The 21,800-nt window shown below is 28.2% G+C and carries 21 protein-coding genes; 16 read left to right on the top strand and 5 right to left on the bottom strand.

Annotated elements, in window-relative coordinates; genetic code table 11:
- Positions 1-8: 8 nt before the first annotated feature.
- Positions 9-695, bottom strand: a complete 687-nt coding sequence (locus ACYUDJ_RS17025) for a Crp/Fnr family transcriptional regulator (RefSeq protein WP_003486803.1) — start codon at positions 693-695, stop codon at positions 9-11.
- Positions 696-812: 117 nt separating this feature from the next.
- Between ACYUDJ_RS17025 and ACYUDJ_RS17020 the strand changes: the two genes are divergently transcribed.
- From ACYUDJ_RS17020 to ACYUDJ_RS17005, 4 genes are all read left to right on the top strand, one after another.
- Positions 813-2,012, top strand: coding sequence for an MFS transporter (locus ACYUDJ_RS17020; protein WP_042385243.1), 1,200 nt, complete (start codon positions 813-815; stop codon positions 2,010-2,012).
- 298 nt (positions 2,013-2,310) lie between these two features.
- Positions 2,311-3,225 (top strand): ABC transporter substrate-binding protein, encoded by a 915-nt coding sequence (locus ACYUDJ_RS17015; protein WP_003486801.1) that lies wholly within the window; start codon positions 2,311-2,313, stop codon positions 3,223-3,225.
- Positions 3,226-3,246: 21 nt separating this feature from the next.
- Positions 3,247-4,245: a FecCD family ABC transporter permease gene (locus ACYUDJ_RS17010; RefSeq protein ID WP_003486800.1), complete on the top strand. Its 999-nt coding sequence runs from the start codon at positions 3,247-3,249 to the stop codon at positions 4,243-4,245.
- Between the two features lie 2 nt (positions 4,246-4,247).
- A complete protein-coding gene (locus ACYUDJ_RS17005; protein ID WP_042385240.1) occupies positions 4,248-5,009 on the top strand; it encodes an ABC transporter ATP-binding protein in 762 nt (253 codons plus the stop codon).
- Positions 5,010-5,292: 283 nt separating this feature from the next.
- Here the strand turns inward: ACYUDJ_RS17005 and ACYUDJ_RS17000 are convergent, their stop codons facing one another.
- Positions 5,293-5,424: a transposase gene (locus tag ACYUDJ_RS17000; protein WP_080265260.1), complete on the bottom strand. Its 132-nt coding sequence runs from the start codon at positions 5,422-5,424 to the stop codon at positions 5,293-5,295.
- Positions 5,425-5,580: 156 nt separating this feature from the next.
- Between ACYUDJ_RS17000 and ACYUDJ_RS16995 the strand changes: the two genes are divergently transcribed.
- Both ACYUDJ_RS16995 and lipA read left to right on the top strand, forming a co-directional pair.
- Complete coding sequence (locus ACYUDJ_RS16995) at positions 5,581-6,558, top strand: lipoate--protein ligase (RefSeq protein ID WP_042385237.1); 978 nt, start codon at positions 5,581-5,583, stop codon at positions 6,556-6,558.
- 48 nt (positions 6,559-6,606) lie between these two features.
- Entirely contained in the window at positions 6,607-7,455 is an 849-nt protein-coding gene (gene lipA / locus ACYUDJ_RS16990; protein ID WP_003486797.1) for a lipoyl synthase, read from the top strand.
- Between the two features lie 141 nt (positions 7,456-7,596).
- Here the strand turns inward: lipA and ACYUDJ_RS16985 are convergent, their stop codons facing one another.
- From ACYUDJ_RS16985 to ACYUDJ_RS16975, 3 genes are all read right to left on the bottom strand, one after another.
- A complete protein-coding gene (locus ACYUDJ_RS16985) occupies positions 7,597-8,229 on the bottom strand; it encodes a DUF6143 family protein (RefSeq protein WP_003486796.1) in 633 nt (210 codons plus the stop codon).
- Positions 8,230-8,546: 317 nt separating this feature from the next.
- Positions 8,547-8,870: a hypothetical protein gene (locus ACYUDJ_RS16980; RefSeq protein WP_003486795.1), complete on the bottom strand. Its 324-nt coding sequence runs from the start codon at positions 8,868-8,870 to the stop codon at positions 8,547-8,549.
- An 81-nt stretch (positions 8,871-8,951) separates the two neighbouring features.
- Positions 8,952-10,229, bottom strand: a complete 1,278-nt coding sequence (locus tag ACYUDJ_RS16975) for a 4Fe-4S dicluster domain-containing protein (RefSeq protein WP_003486793.1) — start codon at positions 10,227-10,229, stop codon at positions 8,952-8,954.
- Between the two features lie 405 nt (positions 10,230-10,634).
- On the opposite strand from ACYUDJ_RS16975, the gene ACYUDJ_RS16970 reads away from it, so the two are divergent.
- From ACYUDJ_RS16970 to ACYUDJ_RS16925, 10 genes are all read left to right on the top strand, one after another.
- Positions 10,635-11,480, top strand: a complete 846-nt coding sequence (locus tag ACYUDJ_RS16970; protein ID WP_003486791.1) for a MurR/RpiR family transcriptional regulator — start codon at positions 10,635-10,637, stop codon at positions 11,478-11,480.
- 267 nt (positions 11,481-11,747) lie between these two features.
- Positions 11,748-12,656, top strand: coding sequence for an N-acetylmuramic acid 6-phosphate etherase (murQ, locus tag ACYUDJ_RS16965; RefSeq protein ID WP_003486789.1), 909 nt, complete (start codon positions 11,748-11,750; stop codon positions 12,654-12,656).
- A gap of 125 nt (positions 12,657-12,781) precedes the next feature.
- Positions 12,782-14,137 carry a PTS transporter subunit EIIC gene (locus ACYUDJ_RS16960; RefSeq protein WP_043031788.1) on the top strand — a complete coding sequence of 452 codons (1,356 nt, stop codon included), beginning with the start codon at positions 12,782-12,784 and terminating at the stop codon, positions 14,135-14,137.
- A 423-nt stretch (positions 14,138-14,560) separates the two neighbouring features.
- The gene (locus ACYUDJ_RS16955) at positions 14,561-15,637 is read left to right on the top strand and encodes a DUF871 domain-containing protein (protein ID WP_043031789.1); all 1,077 of its coding nucleotides are present in this window, start codon (positions 14,561-14,563) and stop codon (positions 15,635-15,637) included.
- 304 nt (positions 15,638-15,941) lie between these two features.
- On the top strand, positions 15,942-16,793 hold the full coding sequence (locus tag ACYUDJ_RS16950) for an AraC family transcriptional regulator (protein WP_043031790.1): 852 nt from the start codon (positions 15,942-15,944) through the stop codon (positions 16,791-16,793).
- Positions 16,794-16,837: 44 nt separating this feature from the next.
- Positions 16,838-17,257 (top strand): hypothetical protein, encoded by a 420-nt coding sequence (locus ACYUDJ_RS16945; protein WP_003486782.1) that lies wholly within the window; start codon positions 16,838-16,840, stop codon positions 17,255-17,257.
- The gene (locus ACYUDJ_RS16940; RefSeq protein ID WP_043031791.1) at positions 17,254-18,165 is read left to right on the top strand and encodes an SPL family radical SAM protein; all 912 of its coding nucleotides are present in this window, start codon (positions 17,254-17,256) and stop codon (positions 18,163-18,165) included. The genes ACYUDJ_RS16945 and ACYUDJ_RS16940 overlap by 4 nt, the downstream gene beginning before the upstream one ends.
- A 124-nt stretch (positions 18,166-18,289) precedes the next feature.
- A complete protein-coding gene (locus tag ACYUDJ_RS16935) occupies positions 18,290-18,892 on the top strand; it encodes a putative glycolipid-binding domain-containing protein (protein WP_043031792.1) in 603 nt (200 codons plus the stop codon).
- Between the two features lie 109 nt (positions 18,893-19,001).
- The gene (locus tag ACYUDJ_RS16930) at positions 19,002-19,643 is read left to right on the top strand and encodes a lactate utilization protein (RefSeq protein WP_043031793.1); all 642 of its coding nucleotides are present in this window, start codon (positions 19,002-19,004) and stop codon (positions 19,641-19,643) included.
- A 274-nt stretch (positions 19,644-19,917) separates the two neighbouring features.
- Positions 19,918-21,789, top strand: coding sequence for a DUF4396 domain-containing protein (locus ACYUDJ_RS16925; protein ID WP_043031794.1), 1,872 nt, complete (start codon positions 19,918-19,920; stop codon positions 21,787-21,789).
- Positions 21,790-21,800 lie beyond the last annotated feature (11 nt).

The following is a 21,800-nucleotide window of genomic DNA, read 5'->3' as shown; positions in this document are numbered from 1 at the left end:
ATATAAGTTTATACAAAATAGTTGTAGTATTCGTTCTTTAATCTTTTTTCGTCTATAATTTTAATTTTTTTATATCCTAAGGAAATCATTCCTTTTTTTTGAAAAGAATTTAATATTTTAGTAACTGTAACTCTACAGCTACCAATAAGTTGAGCAATTTCTTCGTGAGAATAATCAATAATATAACATTTATCATTTTTATTTTTCTTAAAATGCACACCTAATCTTACTAGTAATTGAGCAAGTTTTTTTTCAGCAGGTAAGAAGGCCATATTACTAACTTGAATTGATAGATTTTGCATTGTTAAAGACATAAGATGGAACATTTGGACCATTAATTCTGGATACTTAGTTAAATAGGGATATAGATTTTCAAGACTTACTGAAATTAGTTCAACATCTGTGGCAGCACTAACAGATGTTAACCTAGATCCATAACTAAAACAGGAGGATTCTCCAAATAATTTTCCCTTTCTTAATATTTCAATAGTAAGTTCAGTTCCTTGTGGTGAAATAAGAAACATTCTAACACGACCAGATTTTATTAAATAAAAGTTTTCTGCCACATCCTCTTGGAAATAGATTATTTCATCTTTGTTATATTTTTTAATTGTACCAGCTTCTTCAAATATTTTATAGAAATCAGAATTAATATCTATAGAAGATCCAGGAAGAAATCTATTATTTTTTACCATATGTAATCCTTTCTTAAAATGAAATTTTATAAATCAATTGTAGCCTAAACTACAATCTATTTTCAAGGTTAAAGGTAAAATTTAATTTGCAGAATTTTTATGGGAGGCAAAAATATTATGGAAACTAAAGAAAAGCTATGGAGCAAATATTTTATATTAGCATTAATTATTACAGTAGGGGTAAATTTAACTTGTAATTTATTATTATCTACCATATCTATATATGCTAAAAAAATTACTGGGGTAGACAGTTATGCAGGTATAATGACAGGAGCCTTTACATTAGCAGCTTTATTTATAAGAATATTTGCAGGAAAGTTATTAGACAAACTTGGAAGAAAAAAAATATTGATATTAGGGGTAGCTATTACTGCTTTTTCAACTATAGGATATATTTTTAGTAATGGGATAGTATTACTTGTAATATTTAGAGTAATGCAAGGCTTTGGTTTTGGTATTTCATCTACAGCAATAGCTACTATTGTTACTGATGTTACACCACCAACAAGGATGCTTGAGGGAATAGGGTATTCAGGTGTTGGTATAACTATTACTACAGCTATAGGACCATCTATGGCACTTCACATAGTTGGAGGTGGATACGATAAGTTTAACTTATTATTTATTACAACTTTTGCAGTGGCTATAATTACTATATTAGTAGCACTTTTCTTATCCTATGAGAAAAATATTAATACACACTGTGAAAAATTTAAGACTATAAAAAGTGATACAGATTCTAATGGTATTAGTAAAGAAATATTAGTGCCATCTTTAATTCTTTTTTTAGCAGCAGTTGCAGAAAGTACTATATTATCCTTCACAGCATTGTATGGCATAGAACTAGGATTTAGTAATATAGGTTTATTTTTTACAATAAACGCACTAGGAATATTAGCATCAAGATTATTTATAAATCAAATAGTTGATAAGCTTGGAATGAATACTGTATTGTCTATTGGACTTATAATATTTGCATTTTCTATATTTGGAATGGCTATGGTAAAGACAATGTATATATTATTAATATTGGGATTCTTATGTGGTATTATGATGGGATCATTGTTACCTATAATTAATGTAATGATTTTAAATACTGTAAATCAAGATAAAAAAGGGGTAGCAAATGCTATTTACTATGCATTATTGGATGGTGGCTATGGAATAGGATCAATATTGTGGGGAAGCATTGTTATAACCTATGGATATAGAGCTATATATGCCTTAGCAGGTATTGTATTAGCGGTAGCTTTTGTAATATTTGCATTAAATTTATTTTATAGGGGATCTACAATATTAAAAAGACACTATGAATAAAAGGAAAGTTATAAAGCCATGAGAAATTTATTTTTCTCGTGGCTTTTTTATAAAGTAATGTAAATATATCTAAATCAGGATAAAGAATAAGAATAAATTTAAGAATATAATATATGCATAAAAAACTTATAATAATAGGTAAACATAAAGGAGTTTAGTTAATTTGAATGCTTGACGGTAAATTATTGCAAATATATAATAGATTACTGAAGCTTAATAATACTTAAATATAAAAAAATAAGTATTAAAGCGTATTACATAAGAAATCAGACGATATATAAAAGAAGGGATGTAAATCATGAAAAATTTAAAAAGAAGAGTATCAGTGATTATTTGTATTATGCTAGCTTTTATGCTAGTATCATGCAATTTAAAGAAGGGAGAAAATAAAGAAGCACAAAAAAATATAAAAATTACAGATTCCTATGGGAAAGAATTAACCTTTGATAAAGCTCCAGAAAGAATAGTTAGCCTTTCACCTGGAGCGACGGAAACCATATATGCTTTAAATAAAGAAAATACATTAGTTGGAAGATCAGATTTTGATGATTATCCAGCGGCGGTTAGCAAAGTAAAATCAGTTGGTGGAGTAAAGGATCCAAGTATAGAAAAAATAACTGAATTAAAACCAGATTTAGTTATAGGTGGAGCTCATTTTTCAAAGGATACTGTGAAAAAACTTGAAGACTTAGGAATTAAAGTAGCAGTTCTTTATGGTGCAGAGGACCTAGATGGAGCTTATAAAAACATAATGGATATTTCTACTATATTAGGAGTAGCTGAAAAAGGTCAAACTATAGTTAATGCTATGAAAAAGAAAGTTGAAAGTGTTGAAAATAAGGTAAAATCATTAAATAAACCTAAGATCTACTATGTGGTTGATTTTGGAAAAGCAGATTTTACTGCTGGAGGAGATACTTTTATAGGTAAAATGATTGAAAAAGCAGGTGGAGATAATATTGCTAAGGACACAAAGGGATGGAATTATTCTTTTGAAAAAATAGTTGAAAATAAGCCGGAAATGATAATATTATCAGATAAATTTAATATTAAAAAGAATTTTTTAGCTACTGATAAGTATAAAGATCTTCCTGCAGCAAAGAAAAATAAAGTATATGAAATTGATGATAACATGTTATTAAGACAAGGCCCAAGACAAGCGGATGGACTAGAAGCATTAGCAAAAATTATTCATACTGAAGCATTTAAATAATCAATAATGAGGAGACATTAAATGAAAAAAAAGAGTTTATTCATTGGGTTAATAATAATTGCTATAATAGCTTCTTTAGTTTCTATAACTATTGGAGCTGCTAGTATAACTCCTTTTAAAGTTATAGAGGTCATTTTAAATAATTTTGTGGGAAATATAAATGATTACACACTACAGAAGATAATATGGGACATAAGAATGCCAAGAATAATACTTGCGGCTTTGGTAGGAATAGGTTTATCTGTTACAGGAACGTCTTTTCAAGGAATATTTAAAAATTCAATGGCAGATCCTTATGTTCTTGGAATATCTTCAGGAGCAGCTCTTGGAGCAACTATATCTATAGTTTATAAATTAGAGACAAAAGGAGCTTTAGTAACCACTTTATGTGCATTTATAGGAGCTATTTTAACTATTTTTATAGTTTATAATATAGCTAGAGTAGGAAATAAAATTCCAACCACTACATTATTATTAGCAGGAATAGCTTTGAACTTTTTTATGTCCTCTTTAATTTCAATGTCTATGATATTACATAAAGAAGCTATAGAGAGAATTATTTACTGGACAATGGGGAGTTTCGGAAATGCTTCTTATAAACAAATTTATTTTTTAGCTCCAATAGTTATAATAATATCTTTTATTTTTTATTATAACTATAGAGCGTTAAATATAATGGCCACAGGAGAAGATGGTGCATATATACTAGGAATAGATAGTGAAAAGTTTAAAAAGAAGATGATAGTTTTAAGTTCAATAATGGTAGCAGCAATAGTATCTGTTAGTGGAATAATAGGATTTGTAGGATTAATTACTCCTCATATAGCAAGGCTTATAGTAGGAGCTAACCATAGAGAAGTTATTCCTTTTTCGATGGTTTTAGGAGCTTTATTTTTAATAATATGTGATGCATTAGCAAGAGGTATAATGCCGCCTACAGAATTACCAGTAGGTGCTGTTACAAGTTTATTTGGAGCACCTTACTTTATGTATTTGCTTTGGAAGAAGAAAAGAGGGTAGAAATGAGTTTTCTAAGTTTAAAAAATATTTCTTATAAGAATAGAAATAATGAAATATTAAAAGGATTAAATATAGATTTTCAAAGAGGACAGTTTTATGTAATCGTAGGACCTAATGGAAGTGGTAAAACTACCTTATTAAAAACTATAATAAAGAATATAATACCCTCAAAAGGAAGAATAGAATTAGAAGGAGAAAATTTAAAAAATATAAAGGCAAAGCATTTAGCCAGTAGAATTAGCTATGTTCCACAAAACACAAATATAGAGCTTGAATTTACTTGTTATGATTTAGTTATGATGGCAAGAAATCATAAACTTAAAACTTTTCAATCAGAAGGCAAAGAGGACAAAGACATAGTTATAAATGCAATGAAAAAGATGGAAGTGCTACATCTTAAAGATAAAACGATTACCCAAATAAGTGGTGGAGAAAAGCAGAGAGTTATCTTAGCTAGAGCTATTGCTCAAGAAACGAGTTGTATTATATTAGATGAACCTATTTCTAATTTAGATATAAAACATCAAATATTAGTTATGAAACATTTAAAAAAATTAAGAGAAGAAGGTAAAACTATTATTACCGTATTACATGATTTAAATTTTGCTTTAAATTATGCGGATTATGGAATTTTAGTTAGTAAGGGTAATGTATTTTCTAAAGGGAAAATAGAAGATGTAATAACTCCTAAAACTATAAAAGAGGTTTATGGAGTAGAAAGTGAGATTATTGAAAGAAATAATAAATGTTTTGTAATTTATTAAACTAATGTTATATAAGGTTGGGTTTAAAATATATCTTGATAACAAAAAAGGAAGATTAATAACTGCGGATAACAACGGAAAGTATAAATTAAAAAAATAAAGGACAATAAATTCCAAGCTTATAGAGGCTTTGGGATTTATTGTTTTTTATATATAGAAATGAGAAACTGCAATTAAATGGAAAAAAGTTAAATAAAATGTTATAATTAACATTAGAGGAAACAAATGTAATATTCATAAAAATTAGACCAACTAGTAAAAGTTGATAAAAATTTTAAAAAGTTTATTCTGTATAATTTTTAAATTTACCAGATTCATTAATAGAAGGGTTAACCCCAATGTATGCAACTAACAGTTTAGGTTTTAAGAAACCTTGAAAATCTCTGATTTCAGTTAGTATAGTTATAGCTGAAATAAAACCAACATAGAAAAGATAAAATGAAGTGATTAAGTATCTTATAGGTTAAATAAAATATAAAAATAATTTTCACAAGTGAGTTAATAATGTTGGTTACAAAATAAAGATGTTTTCTATCAAATGGTACAACTACATTATATAAGGGGGATAATCATGATATTTATTAATCACAACAATACCAATCCTTATTTTAATCACGCCGCAGAGCAATATGTATTAGAAAACATTAAAGATGAATGCTTTATGCTATGGAGAAACGAGCCGTGTATATTAGTAGGTAGAAATCAAAACGCTATGGCAGAAGTAAACGGTGATTATATAAAAGAAAAAGGTATGAAAATAGTGAGAAGACTTACAGGAGGGGGAACTGTTTTTAATGATTTAGGTAATATAAATTTTACATTTATAGGGAGAACTTCAGAGAATGTCGAGGAAAACTTTAGAAAGTTTACAAAACCTATAATAGAGGCATTAAATTTTTTAGGGGTACAAGCTAAGTTTTCAGGTAAAAATGATTTAGTTATAGAAGGAAAAAAAATTTCAGGTAATGCTCAATATTATTATAAAGATAAGGTTTTACATCATGGAACATTGCTTTTTTCAGTTTCTATGGGGGAATTAATTAAAGCGCTTAAAGTAAACCCATTGAAGTTTAAAGATAAAGCTGTTAAATCTATGGAAGCTAGGGTAACAAATATAAATAAATATTTAAATAATATGGATGTTATAGAGTTTAAAAATTATGTGGTAGATTATGTAATGAAATGTTTTAGTAAAAAAGAATTATATGAGTTTTCAGAGAAAGAATTAAAACAAATAGATAAAATAGTTAAAAACAGATTTTCAACCTGGAAGTGGAATTTTGGGGATTCACCTAAATATAATTATTCAAAAGAAGGGAGATGCGGTAAAAATACTATTCAAGTTAATTTAAATGTTGAGAATGGTTATATAAAGGAAATGAAGTTTTATGGAGATTTCTTTTTTAAAAAAGATATAAAAGGATTAGAATATAAATTTAAAGAAATAAAACATGAGGAAAAACATGTAAAACAGGTATTAAATAATATTAATATTAATGAATATATAAATGGTGTAAAAAATGAAGAAATTTTAGAACTTATGTTTTAGATATAAGTTAGGTAGTTTCCAAAAACAATTGATTTTGGGGTGTGAAGTATGTATAAAAGAAAACCAGAATGGCTAAAAATAAAGTTTCAATTTGGTGATAGCACAAAGAAGATTAATGCACTTAAAAGATCATTAGGATTAAATACAGTTTGTGATGAAGCTAATTGTCCTAATAGATTGGAGTGTCATAATAAAGGAACTGCAACTTTTATGATATTGGGTAGTGTTTGTACAAGAAATTGCAGATTTTGTAATGTAAAAACTGGTAAAGCACAATGTGTAGATAAAGAAGAACCATTACATGTAGCACAAGCTGTAAAGGAATTAGGATTAAAGCATGCAGTTATAACTTCTGTTACTAGAGATGATTTAGAAGATGGAGGAGCAAGTCAATTTGCAGAGGTAATAAGAGCAATTAGAAAATTGACACCAAATACAACAATCGAGGTGCTCATTCCAGATTTAAAAGGTAATTGGGAGGCATTGAAGGTTATTTTAGATGAAAAACCAGAAATATTAAATCATAATATAGAAACCATAAGTGGATTATATAAAAAGGTAAGACCAGAAGCTATATATACTCGTTCTTTAGAACTTTTAAGGAAAGTAAAAGAAATAGACAAAAATATACTCACTAAATCAGGATTTATGGTAGGTCTTGGGGAAAAAGAAGAAGAAGTTATAGAGTTACTAAAAGATTTAAGAAAATACCAGTGTGATATAGTTACTATAGGTCAATATCTTCAACCTTCTAAAGAACATATTGAACTTGAAGAATATGTGCATCCAGAGGTATTTAAGAAATATAAGAAAATAGGACTTGATATGGGATTTAAATATATTGCTTCATCACCATTAGTTAGAAGTTCCTATAATGCAGCAGAAGCGCTAAAATAAAACTAAATTTTTCTAATTTTGTTTAAGAACATTATTTAACTTTTTCAAAGCCTGCTTCGCCATAAATATTATGTGGAAATTTATAAAAAAGACATTAAAAATCAAAGGTATTTTGCTTGATTTTTAATGTCTTAAATTACTTTACTTTATTTTTTCCTCTGACCATCCGAAAGCAACTCTACCCATAGCAGGTTCATTAGGTGCTTCTGGATTTGATAGGAAAACAACGAATGATCCGCCAGGAGGAAAAATAAATTTACCTGCTTCATCATCGGCAATTGTAACCTCTGGAAGAGCTCTTCTAACAAAGGCTTTAACTCCACCTTGAGGGTCTCCTGTAACATTACTTGCTTGAAGAAGCTTAACCCTTGGTTGAGGCAATGGACAAAGAGCTGTATTAGCTGGAGTAACTAATTCGGACATGGTTGGATTTCCAGGTGGGTCTGAATTGAACCATATCTGAGCCCTTATTGGAGATGTACCAATATTTGTAACAGTCCAAACATAAACGTGTAGATTAACTCCAGAACAACAAGGATTTATTAATCCTGCCCATGCGCTTTTACCATTTCCGAATTGTAATTCATCTGCATATCCTACAAAATATTTTCCTTGAAGTGAAAGATATAGGGGATAGGGCATACTAGCTACCTGAGTTATAGGGTTAGGTAAAACAATTGAATGTTGACAATTATTTGTGAAGTCCATTTTTATCATATCTCCCATTAAAATATTTTTTCTAAATAATATTTTAGTTATCTTATTTTTAGTCATGTTATATTGTTGCTACAAATATATATTGTAATTGATTTTTAATTAATAAATCATTTTCTTTCAAATAATATATTCAATCTAGAAGATTTACACAAGAAGTACTTGTTTACTAAAATTCAATTTATATTAGTACTTAACCTTATTATATGATTAAGAATTTATTAATGTTACGATAACATTAGTGATTATGGCTTTATATATAGTGATTAGGAATACAAGTTTTTAGAAGAATACTTTACTTTGTAGATGAATATGAAAAATGCATAGAGAACTTAATATGATATAGAAGATGTTATCTATGCATTTTGAAGATAGATTTATAGAGATGGAACTTCATTTGAAACTTTTTCTATTAAATTTATAAAATCCTTTTCAGATTTAACACTTAAATATATATTTAATAAAGTTTTAGTGGACATGGTGTTATAACCTTTGCAGCCATTTTCTAAAATTTCAGTTAGTGTATCTATAAAGTAATCTTTACTTTTATCTATGTCTTTAAGAATTTTATCTGCCTTATCATTTATTAATTCTGTTTTTATATGATCTCTAAGTTTTTCAGCATAATTTTTCATATAAATTTGTGTTTCTTCTGGATATGCTGAAAAGTTACCAGATAAAATATCTTCTATTTTTATCAATGATAAAACCTCGCTTCTGTTTTATATATTGTATATTAATTATATGTATTTGAAGTGATTTTAAAAAATTATTTAAAATTATTAAGTATTTTCCAGGAGTTTAGCCAAATAAACAGATTTCATTTGTTTACTTGCCATTGCTCTTTTTAAAGGAGGAAGCTTAAGGATGCTTCCTAATATAGCCGCCATGGCTTTATGGCTCAAATGAGCGTTATTATCAAAAATTAAATTTTGCAGCTGGCCTTTTTCTATTGCAGATAATACTGCTCTATGAACAGTGGTTACAGGTGTGATAACATTTTCTTTTCTACGAACTAACTTAATAGCATTAGTTTTGCAATTTTTCACACAAACCCCACAGCCAAGACATAAATCTTCGGAGAGTTCAGCTATTTTAGAATTATGATTTTCTAATGAAGTTTCCTTTAATTTAATTGCTTCCATAGGACAAACTTTAGTGCATTTTCCACAGCCTACACACCTATCTTTATTTATGTTAGGTAAATAACTGGTGGTGTTAACTGGAACTAAAAATCCAAATTTTTTTGCAGATACAAATGCTTCACAATGACATTTACAACAATTGCAAATAAAGTTTGGTTGCTTTTGAACATTTTCTCCACATTGTACTAGATTATAATCATAGCACATATTTAAAATATCTAGAGCCTCAGAAGCATCTATTTTTCTAGCATAATTATGCTTTATAAGAGTGTAAGCAGTGGTAGAAAAGCTCATGCAAGTTTCCATAGGGGCGTAACAGTCATCCCCTAAATGATGGGCTTTATGTCGACAATAACATGAACTAACACCTATATGTTTAGCATTTTTTATTATGTAACTTGCTTTTTCATAATCTAATATATTTATAGAATTTTCATCATTTAAAACCCTCTCTTGAACAAAGGCTCTACCTAATTTTGTTTCTGTACCCCAAAATAGCTCTTTAGAGAAATCATCTTCCACATTAAGATATTGATGAAATAGTTCACTAAGAACCTTTTGGTCAAGGTGTGTACCAACTCTCATTAAAGCAAATTCAAAAAAACCAGCCATTGGAGGAGCCATCATATATTTTTGCTCTCCATCACTTTCACATTCAAGATCTAAAATTAATGCTTTAGAAGCTAAGGCTTGAAGGATATTAGCAGCTTTGACTTCACTAACTCCCCAAAGCTTACTAGCAGTTTTTATGTTAAATGATTTTATAGGGAGTTTTGCAACCATTGCTGCTTCTTCTTTAGTAAACATCATAGATAAGATTTTATAAAGTGTTTCAGAGGGTGGAGCCCCTTGTGGAAAGCTATTTAATCTTTCTTCTAAACTTTTGTAGGCATCTTTTCCGACTATATGTGACATGTTTTCACCTCAATCTAATTGTTAATTATATGATTACATAGATTGGTAATAAATGCAATAATTTAATATAATTATTAAGAATAATTATGTTCCTATAATAATTTTAGATGATGATATTAGTATTTTATAGGGGGAAAATATAAATGAAGAAGATTATTTCTATACCATACTATATATCATATGTTGAGAACAAAAGTTAGCAATTAGGTTTAGTATTTAAATATTTTAGTATATAATAATATATAAGTAATTTCAGAGTAGAGTAATTATAGAATGATCATTAGTACGAAGATATAAATATGAAGATAAACTGAATGCTGAATTATATTTAGGTTGATGAAATTAATTAAAAGCTTGAAGTTTGGAGAACATTTAGAAAGAAATAATAGAAAACTGAGGTGAAGTATGGGAGTTTTTTTTAGAATAAGAGAAAATTTTGATTCTATGACTAAATCAGAAAAAAAAATAGCAGAATATATTTTTAAAAGTCCAAGGGATATAATAAATGATTCTGCTCAAGAAATAGCAATTAAAACAAGTACTTCTCCAGCATCCGTTATTAGATTTACTAAAAAAGTAGGATATAATTCTCTTAATGAATTTAAATTTGCACTTGTTGCAGAAGAAGATACTGAAAAAAATACAGAGTTTGATTATATTATAAATTCTAATGATAGTATAGATTTAATTATTAATAAGCTTGGAAATAAAGTAATTGATACCATAAATGATACTAAGGAATTAGTAGATGATGAAAAATTGTTAGAGGCTGTTGAAGCAATAAAAAATGCAGAAACAATTTATCTATATGGTGTTGGAGCATCTGCTATGGTGGCTATGGATTTTCAATACAAATTGCTTAGAATAAATAAAAAAGTAATGTTCCAACTGGATTCACATCTACAGTTAGCAGTAGCAGTACATATTACAAATAGAGATGTTGCTGTAGCTATTTCATATAGTGGAAATACAAAAGAAGTAAATTTAGCAATAGAGGAAGCGAAAAAAAATGGTGCCACTACTATAGCTATAACTAAATGTGGAAAAAGCAATTTAAGCAATATTGCAGATATAAATCTAAATATACCCAGTATAGAAAAAGATTTGAGAATAGGGGCAATTTCTTCTAGAACATCTCAATTATTTGTAACTGATAGTTTATTTTTAGGAATTGCAAAGGAAAATTTAGATAAAACAGAAAAGAATTTAATTAGTACAAGAAATTTAGTAGAAGTTTTAAAAAGAGAATAGATTATAAAACTTTTTATTTAGAACTGAAAAGTTAATTTATATTGTGAAGCAATGAGTATAATAATTCATTGCTTTTATTTATTTAAACATAAGAAAGAATACTAAAATTTATTTTAGGTTATATGGAAATAATCTTATATAAATTTATGAAATAATATTTCATAAAATCAATAAAATACTTGAAATTTTATTTCTCAAGAGTATAATAAAGATAAAAGAAAAGGTTTTCACATTCTTTAATCTATAACTTATGAGGAGGTTTTAAGTATGACTAATATTAGTTTAGATAAATTAGTAACTGAAAGTAGAAATGAAAACACTAAAAATATAGATAGAGTTGAAACTTTAGAGATGTTAAAGATGATAAACGATGAAGATAAAAAAGTTGCAGAAGCCGTAGAAAAAGAGCTTATTCATATAGCAAAGGCCGTTGATAAAATAGGAGAAGCATTTTTTAATGGAGGTAGACTTATATATGTAGGAGCAGGTACATCAGGAAGATTAGGAGTCTTAGATGCATCAGAGTGTTCACCAACATATGGGGTGAGTTATGATTTAGTAAGAGGGATTATAGCAGGAGGACAATCAGCTATGTTTAAAGCTAAGGAAGGAGCAGAAGACTCTAAAAACCTTTGTATTAAAGATTTGAAGAATATTAATTTTGCTGAAAATGACATATTGGTTGGAATTGCAGCTAGTGGAAGAACACCCTATGTTATAGGAGGACTAGAATATGCAAATGGCATAGGTGCTACAACAATTTCAGTTACATGCAATCCAGAATCAGAAATGTCTAAGATTGCAAATATTTCAATAGCACCAGTAGTAGGCCCAGAAGCTATAACAGGATCTACTAGAATGAAAGCAGGAACAGCTCAAAAAATGGTTCTAAATATGTTATCAACGGGTGCTATGGTTAAGACTGGTAAGGTCTATGGTAACTTGATGGTTGATTTAAAAGCTACTAATGAGAAATTGGTAGAAAGAGCTAAAAGAATTGTTATGCAGGCTACAGGGGCTAAAAGAGCGCAGGTAGAAAAGATTCTTGAAGAAACAAATTTTGATGTTAAGTTGTCCATTTTTATGATAGAAAGTTCATTAGATAAAATAAAAGCTAAGAAAATACTAGACAAAAATAAAGGGTATATAGTAGAAGCAATAAGAGAAATAAGTTAAACACAAAATAAGTATATAAAAATAGAATAAATTATAGGGGGTAATTTAGAAATAATATTATTATTTAAATTTAAAATATTCAACTATATTTAAAAATAAATAATAAAATAAAGGGGGATTTTATTATGTCAAATGTAAAAGATATAGCCCAAAGTATATATGACATAATTGGTGGTAGTAGCAATATAGTTTCATTTACACATTGTATGACGAGATTAAGACTTGTGCTTAAAGATCAAAGTAATCTAGATATGAAGGCTATAAAAAAAATTGAGGGAGTCATGGGGGTAGTAGAGCAACAAAATCAACTTCAAATAATTCTTGGACCAGGTAGGGTAAATAAAGTTACAGAGGAATTTGAAAAGCTTTGTGGAATTCAGATAGAAGAAGTAAAAGAAGAGATTGAATTTGGAGATGAAAGTAAGTTAAGAGAAGAAATAAAGGAAAAGAATGCAACGCCATTTAAATTATTTTTAAAGAAATTATCTAATATATTTATACCATTAATTCCAGCATTTATAGCTTGTGGATTAGTTACTGCAATATTAAATATAGTGCTTAAATTAGATCCGGCATTTGCAGAAACAACGGTTGGAGGGTTATTAAAAATAGCAGGTAATGCAGTGTTTTGGGGGTTGAATTTATTTGTAGGTGTTAATGCAGCTAAAGAATTTGGTGGTTCTCCAATGCTTGGAGGTACTATGGCGGCTATAATATCTCATCCAGAATTAGCTAAAGTAACATTGAATGGGCAAAAGCTTTTACCTGGTAGAGGCGGCATTATTGCAGTATTATTAGTTGTTGCATTTTCAAGTTTCTTAGAAAAGAAAGTAAGAAAAATAATACCAGATTCATTAGACTTATTTATGACTCCATTAATAGTAATATTAGTATCAACTTTTGTTTCAATATTTGCATTGCAACCAGCTGGTGGATTTATTTCAGATGCTATAGGTAATGGAACTAAAGCAGCAATTTCAGGTGGTGGAGCCGTAACAGGATTTATATTAGGAGGATTTTTTCTACCATTAGTAATGACAGGATTACATCAAGGATTAACACCAATACATGCAGATCTATTAAAAACTACAGGGTTAAATCCACTTCTTCCAATACTAGCTATGGCAGGAGCAGGACAAGTAGGAGCGGCTATAGCGGTATTATTAAGAACTAAAAATAAAAGATTAAAAAAGACAATAATTTCAGCATTACCAGTAGGGATTATGGGAGTTGGAGAACCTCTTATATATGGTGTAACATTGCCATTAGGAAAGCCATTTATAGGAGCATGTATAGGGGGAGCAGTAGGCGGTGCAGTTCAAGCTTTATTTAAAGTTTCTTCAACATCAATGGGATTATCTGGATTACCATTAGCCGCAATAACTAGTACACCATTATTATTTGTTATAGGTTTAGTAGCAGCATATATAGGTGGATTTTTTGCAACATTACTTTTAGGATTTGAAGATCCAATAGAATAATCTTTAATATATATAAAGCTATAGTTAAATATCATTAATATATTAATGAGTAAAGTAAAAAAATAATAGATGAAATATTCGGGAAAAATTCAATGTAAAAATATAAAGAGGCTATGTCAAAATAAGATTAGCTTTAATTTTAATATAGTAAATATAAATAATACATGTAATAAGCATATGAATAAGCTTTAGTAGTTCTTAATTTGACGGAATTAAAAATTTTTGTAATTTCTCACAGGACGTGAGGAGCCAGTAGTGAAGCCAAGGATGGCGCCTTTACTGGGTAAAAAAATTTTTATGGAGTCAAATTTAGAACTACTTAGCAAAATGAAGTGCTTTATGAATGTATTATTTATATTTACGGTTTTAAAATTAAAGCTATTTTGAGACAGTACCTAAATGTTTGTAACAAGGAGATTGATTATGGGTAAGGGAATATCAGTTTTTTTAGGAATGGATAATAGTATAGATGAGATATTGGAATTAATTAAAATAGCAAAAAATAATGGTTATGATAGAATATTTACATCGCTTCATATTCCAGAAGCTAATTATGAGGCTATAGTAGAGAGTTTTAAAAAGGTTTTAGATATAGCAAAAGAAATAAATATGAAAATAATTGCGGATATATCACCTAAAGGCTTTGAATATCTAGGAATTAAAGATATGGATTTAAGTAAAATTAAAGAGATGGGTATAGGTGTATTAAGACTAGATTTTGGATTTACAAATGAGCAAATCGCTAAATTTACAAATAATAACTTAGGGATAAAGGTTGAGCTTAATGCATCAACAGTGACAAAAGATTTCTTTAACAAATTAAATAAGTATAATGTTAACTATAAAAACATTCAAGCATGCCATAATTATTATCCTAGAAAAGATACAGGGATTTCAGAGAGTTTGTTCTTAAAAAAGAATGCTATGCTAAAGGAATTAGGAGTAAAAATTTCAGCATTTATACCTTCTTTAGTAGGAAAAAGAGGACCTATATATGAAGGACTACCTACCATTGAAAAACATAGATTTATGAAGCCTTATTTATCTGCAAAGCATTTATTTGCAATGGGTGTAGACAATATTTTCTTTGGAGACTCAATGCCATCAAAGGAAGAAATAATGGAAGTTGGAATGATTAAAGAAGATATAATAGAGCTAAGTGTAAATTTAGAGGATGATTCTTTAATAGCATGCAATTATCTAAATAATGATTTTTATACAAATAGAACTGATGCGGCTGAAAATGTTATAAGGGCAGCAGAAGCAAGACTTATGTTAAACCACGATATAATAGAGTCATTTAATACAATAGAAAGGGAATTAGGAGATGTAACTTTAGACAATAAAGGATATTTAAGATATATGGGAGAACTAGAGATAGTACTTAAGGATTTAGGAAAAGATGATAGAGTAAATATTATAGCAAAAGTAAAAAAAGATGAACTGTTTTTATTAAAGTATATAAATGAAGGAAGAAAATTTAGATTTAAAATAAAATAATTAATATTTATAAAACAAGAAATAAGAGGATGTCTCGAAATAGAATAGATTTAATTCTAACACTGCAAATATAAAAATTAAATCTATTTTAAGATACCCTCTTATAATAATTTTATCCTTTAATTAATAATGAAACCTACATAATTAATAATAAGTATTGAATATTAGTGATATAACATTCAATTGCAATTAAGATAAAATAGTTATAAAATTTAAAATAACATATCTCTCATATCTGTGCATGAAATGAGAGGTTTTTGTAATAATTATTTACTATACTATTATTTGTAAGGGAGATGGCTTGATGGAATGGTTAGAAAGATTAAATGAATCGCTTAAATATATTGAAGAAAACTTAGATGGAGAAATTGAATATGAAAAGGCAGCAAAAATTGCATGTTGTACTGTATATCATTTTCAAAGAATGTTTTCATATATAGCAGGAATACCATTATCAGAATACATAAGAAATAGAAGATTAACAAGAGCTGCTTTAGATTTACAAAATGGAGATAAGGTAATTGATGTAGCCGTACGCTATGGATATGAGTCTCCGACTGCTTTCAATAGAGCTTTTCAAAAGATACATTATGTATCACCTTCAGTAGCACAAAAAGAGGGAACCTTTCTAAAAGCATATCCTCCCATTAGTTTTAAAATAACAATAAAAGGGGTAGGAGAAATGAAGTATAGTATAGTTAAAAAGGAAGAGATCAGAATAGTGGGAGTAAAAGCACTATTAGAAAAGAATATTGAGGAAAATTTTAAAACTGTACCAAAATTATGGCAAGAAGCAGCACAAAGTGGAGTAATTAGCCAGATAATATCTCTTATGAATGCAGATTCTAAGGGAATATTAGGGGTTAGTGCTTGTGTGGATAGCTTAGATAAATGGGAGTATTATATAGCTACCCAAACAGATAAAGAAGTACCAAAGGGTATGGATGAATATATAATACCAGCAGGTACTTGGGCAGTTTTTCCTGGAGAGGGTGCTATGCCAAACGCAATTCAAGAAATCGAAAAAAGAATAATTACAGAGTGGTTACCAACGTCAGGGTATGAATATGCAGATGCACCAGATATTGAATTATATTTAAATGAAGATCCAACTAATGCAAAATTTGAAGTTTGGGTACCAATTAGAAAGAAGTAATATAATTAGTTCAATACTTATTATAATCTGTGAGGTGAATATTTTTGGGGAAAGCAAGAGTATCACAAATAACAGCATATTTTAATTGTAATATAAAGTTTGTTTGGAATGTAGTTACTAATAATAGTGATTATAAATGGAGGAGTGATCTTAAAAGAATCGACATTGTTAAAGATGGAAAAGAATTTATTGAATACACTCATAGCGGAATTACTACAAAATTTATTATTACTAAAAAGAATGAGTATAGTGAATATGAATTTAATATGGAAAATAAAAGGTTTACTGGCTTTTGGACTGGATATTTTTTAGAAACAGAGACAGGTGGAACAAAAATAGTTTTTACAGAAAATATCTTTATTAAAAATCCTATCATTAAGGTGTTATCTTATTTTTTTATGGATTTAAAGAAAATGCAGAGAACCTATGTTTCAGATTTAAAAAAGAAGTTAGGCGAGCAATGATGACAAAAAATGAAATAATATTTAAAGAGGAAACTTGCAAAAGTGCTTTAACTAGATTAAAGAGGAAGATGCCTTATGGGTGGGATCTAAATATTTATAGAGGATGTCAACATGGATGTAAATATTGCTATGCTGTGTATTCTCATAAATATTTAGATTCAATAGACTTTTTTACAGATATTCATATAAAAACTAATATAGTAGATGAATTAGAGAAGGAGTTAAGAAATAATAGTTGGAAAAGAGAAGTTGTAAATATTGGCGGTGTAACTGATAGTTATCAGCCAGTAGAGGCTAAATATAAACTTATGCCTGAAATATTGAAACTTTTTATAAAGTATAAAACACCGGCTATAATCTCAACAAAATCAAAACTTATATTAAGAGATTACGATTTAATAGATGAACTATCAAGAATAACTTATGTTAATATTGCAGAGACGATAACTACTATGGATGAAAGTGTTAGAAGAAAGATAGAGCCATTTGGAGCAACAAGCTTAGAGCGATTTGAAGTTTTAAAAGAGTTTGGAAAAACTAACGCCAGTACTGGGTTGCATGTTATGCCAATAATACCATATATTACTGATAGTTATGAGAATTTTCATAGTATGTTTAAGATGGCAAATGACTGTAAAGTTAACTATGTATTACCAGGAACTCTTTATTTAAGAGGAGATACTAGGGGGATATTTTTTAATTTTATAAGAGAAGAATATACACATTTATATGAAAAGTTACAAGTCTTATATAGAAAAGGTGGGGCAAGTAAAGAGTATAAAGAAAAATTATATTTAGTAGTTAATGAATTAAGAGATAAATATAATCTGTCTAGTACTTATACTAAGGCCATGAAAGAAAAAATGAATACTGAGGGAAATATTCAGATCTCATTATTTGATAAATAAGAATCTACTAGCTTAGATGGTAGATTCTTATTTTGTTAAAGAGAGATTACGGATAAAAATTGACTCTTAAACATATGTTTGGTAAAATTATCTAAAATAGATTTTTAAGAAAGAGTGAAAAGATATGGGGTTAATTAAAGAAGAAAATAACATTAGTATGGATGTAATGTGGAAGACATTTAATGGTGTAGGATTAGAACATTTATTATTATTGAAGAATCATGAGAATATTAAAGTAAATTCAGTTATTTTAACAATGAGAGGTAATATGCCAGTTCGTATATTGTACAATATATACTGCGATTTAGATTGGAAAGTTAAGAAATTTGATATACAGATATTTTGTGATAAACATAAAAATATTATATTACAATCAGATGGAAATGGAATTTGGATAACTGATAGTAATGAATCAGTAGAAGATTTGAAAGGGTGTATAGATATTGATATTTCTATTACACCTTTTACAAATACAATTCCAATCAGACGGTTATTATTAAAGGTAGGGGAGTCAAAAGAAATAAAGGTAGTTTATGTTGATATTTATAATTATAGTTTAACACCTGTAAAACAGCGGTATACTTGCTTAGACTCAAATCTTAATGGTTATAAATATAGATATGAAAATTTAAACAATGGGTTTACAGCGGAGTTTTTCGTAGATAAAGAAGGGGTTGTTATAGATTACCCAGATTTATTTGAAAGGGTTTATAATATTGAAAGTTAAAAATAGTTTTATTATCATCGTAAAATAAAGTTTATTAAGTCTAAGTTCCAGAGATACATGCAGTACTGACTTATTTATTTAGAAATTTAATTTTAGGAGTGGTAGAAACATGGATAAAAATGTTGCATGGTATATTGAAAAACAGGCTGAAAGAACTATAAAGAATCTAAATAGCCGCAATATGGAAGGATATTATATCAATAATATAGATCAATTATTTAAAAAATTAAAAGAGCTTATACCAGAAGGTTCAATAGTTGGTGTAGGAGATTCGATGACTCTTTTTGAAGCTGGGGTAATAGATTTTTTAAGAAGTGGAAATTTTAATTTTTTAGATAAATACCAAGATAAACTGACAAGTGATGAAAAAAGAGAGATATATATTAACAATTTTTCTACAGATACTTTTATTTGTAGTACTAATGCCATAACAGAAAGTGGAGAACTTTATAATATAGATGGAAATGGAAGTAGAGTTGCGCCGATAATATATGGACCTAAACAGGTTATTCTTATAGTTGGAATAAATAAAATTGTTAAAAACATAGAAGAGGCTGAAATTAGAGTAAGAAGCTATGCTGCTCCTATTGATGCAAAAAGATTAAATAAAGACACACCATGTACAAAACTTGGTTATTGTGTTGATTGTAAAAGTCCAAATAGAATCTGTAATGATTTTGTGGTAATTAGGGGACAGTTTATTAAAGGGAGAATAAAGGTGTTAATCCTTGGAGAAAACTTAGGTTATTAAATTGTTTACTTATAATTAAAAGTACATAGTAATATAAAACAAACTATATTTAAATAGGTTAGGGTAGAATTATGCCATAAATTATGTGGAGTTTGTTTTTAAAAGATTAAAAGAACTGCTTATATAGGCAGTTCTTTTGTTATTCATAAAAAGATATAGTGACATATATGAAAAAAATTAATAGGGATTGCTTTTGTGCATTAATTTTAAATGAAAAGGAAATATTAATACATAGTTATATTTATTTAATAAGAAGTAACGGAGGTAATTTTGAATGAAAAAGCTATCCACAAGTATAGCTATATTTTTGTGCGTAATACTAATTTTAGGGCAAATTAGAATCTTTAAAAATGTTGTTTTCCCTAGTGAAATAAAGCATGAAAATAATAGGACTCATTTAAATACAGGAAATACCATTAGAATTTCAGGGAAATCTTCAAAAGAGATAGGTACTAAAGTTACAGATATATTGTTTCCAGCTTTAGACTATGAAAGTAAGCCCGACGGATTAATTATTTATAAGGGAGATAATTGGAAAGATATATTAGCTTTAATGCCTCTTGTAAAAAAATATAATAGTACCATAATACCTTTTAATGAAAAGGACGAAAGTTCTCTTGTAAGTTATATAAATAAATTAAAACCAAAGGGAATTTCAAAATTAAATGGTGCGCAAGTTATTATTTGTGGTGATAACATAAATACATTAAAAAACAATTTAAAAGGAAAGGGTATAAGGGTAACTAATATAAATTATAAGGATACAAATAGTATTTTACAGGAAGTTTATAATAATATTTTTTTAAATTCTAATAAATCTTATGGCTTTATAGTTTCAGATGAGAATCCATTAATGACTATTCCAGTAGCAACATGGATGGTGCAAAATGGAGGCGTTCCATTGTATTTAAATAGTGAAAAGAAACTTTATACCGCTTCAAAAAAAATATTACCGCATATAAGCAAAATATATGTAGTTGGAAAGAAAGATAATGCTGATGATGAATTTATTAAATCTTTAAAAGTACCTGTAGAAAAAGTATATGGATATAATGCTGAAAATTTTGCTGTTAATTTTGCCAAATTTTATGATAGAGAAGAAGGTTTTGGGTGGCACAGCAATAAAAGCAGAGATGATAGTAATCACAACTTTATATTATGTTCAAAAGAAGAACCATTAATGGCTTTAATAGGAAGTCAGCTTGCCTTTAAGGGAAAAGTAGGAGCAATTCTTTGGACGGATAAGAACTATTTGTCTCCTTTAACAGAGAATTATCTTTGGAGAATGAAGCCTAATTATTGGGTAACTCCAGCGGAGGGACCTTATAATAGTTTATGGGTAATAGGCAATGAAAATATATTACCTTTTTCAATTCAAAGTAGAGCAGATTATACTGAAGAAATTAAGCCTTATAAAACTATGGGAGATCAAGGTGTTAGCGGATTGGATGGTATCTCTATAATATTTAGTTTAATATCAATATTAGGTGCTATATGGGTTTCACTTCATTTATATTTTAGAATGAAAAATTTAAGTACATTAACAAAGCTTATGTGGATACTTACAGTATTACTTTTAGGACCTATAGGTATATGGTTTTATATAATATCTTATATAAATTCACCTTGGATAAAGATGAATGGGAAAATCATTTATCTTAGATCTTTGTGGAAACAAACCTCTGTAGCAACTTTATCTGGTTTAGCTTTTGGAGGGGCTAGTTTGATTGTAGTAAATTATATATTAACTTATATAGGTTCGCCATTAATTCCCTTTTATGCGAGATTTGGTTTTTATTTATTAGGTAATCCTATGATAATAAAGATGTTAATATCTTATTTAATATCTTTTTTATTAGATTTATTTGTTTTTAGACCTACTATGTTAATAGAAATGAAGGATATTAAATATAAAGATGCAGTAAAAGAATCAGTACTTTTAGTTTTTATTTCTGTTACATCAATTTCAATAGGAATGAGGTTAAGTATATGGTGGTTTAACATGTCTTATTCTCCTACAATGCTTCAGGAAGATAATATATTATGGTTTGGTTTTATGGCTATATCAGTATTTATAGGATTTTTAACCGCATATATTCCTAATTGGATTTTAGTTAGAAGTGGTAAAAAAATGGGCACCCTATAATAAATTATTTT

Source organism: Clostridium sp. CTA-6, assembly GCF_054768115.1.
The sequence above is the reverse complement of the archived record's forward strand: the minus strand, read 5'-3'. Positions and strand labels throughout refer to the sequence as shown.

Excerpts from the sequence above, each read along its gene's own strand:
- ACYUDJ_RS17005 (WP_042385240.1), top strand. The coding sequence starts at position 4,248 with ATGAGTTTTCTAAGTTTAAAAAATATTTCTTATAAGAATAGAAATAAT.
- ACYUDJ_RS16950 (WP_043031790.1), top strand. The coding sequence starts at position 15,942 with ATGGAATGGTTAGAAAGATTAAATGAATCGCTTAAATATATTGAAGAA.
- ACYUDJ_RS16940 (WP_043031791.1), top strand. The coding sequence starts at position 17,254 with ATGATGACAAAAAATGAAATAATATTTAAAGAGGAAACTTGCAAAAGT.
- ACYUDJ_RS17010 (WP_003486800.1), top strand. The coding sequence starts at position 3,247 with ATGAAAAAAAAGAGTTTATTCATTGGGTTAATAATAATTGCTATAATA.
- lipA (WP_003486797.1), top strand. The coding sequence starts at position 6,607 with ATGTATAAAAGAAAACCAGAATGGCTAAAAATAAAGTTTCAATTTGGT.
- ACYUDJ_RS16930 (WP_043031793.1), top strand. The coding sequence starts at position 19,002 with ATGGATAAAAATGTTGCATGGTATATTGAAAAACAGGCTGAAAGAACT.
- ACYUDJ_RS16975 (WP_003486793.1), bottom strand. The coding sequence starts at position 10,229 with ATGTCACATATAGTCGGAAAAGATGCCTACAAAAGTTTAGAAGAAAGA.
- ACYUDJ_RS16960 (WP_043031788.1), top strand. The coding sequence starts at position 12,782 with ATGTCAAATGTAAAAGATATAGCCCAAAGTATATATGACATAATTGGT.
- ACYUDJ_RS16985 (WP_003486796.1), bottom strand. The coding sequence starts at position 8,229 with ATGACTAAAAATAAGATAACTAAAATATTATTTAGAAAAAATATTTTA.
- ACYUDJ_RS16995 (WP_042385237.1), top strand. The coding sequence starts at position 5,581 with ATGATATTTATTAATCACAACAATACCAATCCTTATTTTAATCACGCC.
- ACYUDJ_RS16925 (WP_043031794.1), top strand. The coding sequence starts at position 19,918 with ATGAAAAAGCTATCCACAAGTATAGCTATATTTTTGTGCGTAATACTA.
- murQ (WP_003486789.1), top strand. The coding sequence starts at position 11,748 with ATGACTAATATTAGTTTAGATAAATTAGTAACTGAAAGTAGAAATGAA.
- ACYUDJ_RS16970 (WP_003486791.1), top strand. The coding sequence starts at position 10,635 with ATGGGAGTTTTTTTTAGAATAAGAGAAAATTTTGATTCTATGACTAAA.
- ACYUDJ_RS17015 (WP_003486801.1), top strand. The coding sequence starts at position 2,311 with ATGAAAAATTTAAAAAGAAGAGTATCAGTGATTATTTGTATTATGCTA.
- ACYUDJ_RS16935 (WP_043031792.1), top strand. The coding sequence starts at position 18,290 with ATGGGGTTAATTAAAGAAGAAAATAACATTAGTATGGATGTAATGTGG.
- ACYUDJ_RS16955 (WP_043031789.1), top strand. The coding sequence starts at position 14,561 with ATGGGTAAGGGAATATCAGTTTTTTTAGGAATGGATAATAGTATAGAT.
- ACYUDJ_RS17025 (WP_003486803.1), bottom strand. The coding sequence starts at position 695 with ATGGTAAAAAATAATAGATTTCTTCCTGGATCTTCTATAGATATTAAT.
- ACYUDJ_RS17020 (WP_042385243.1), top strand. The coding sequence starts at position 813 with ATGGAAACTAAAGAAAAGCTATGGAGCAAATATTTTATATTAGCATTA.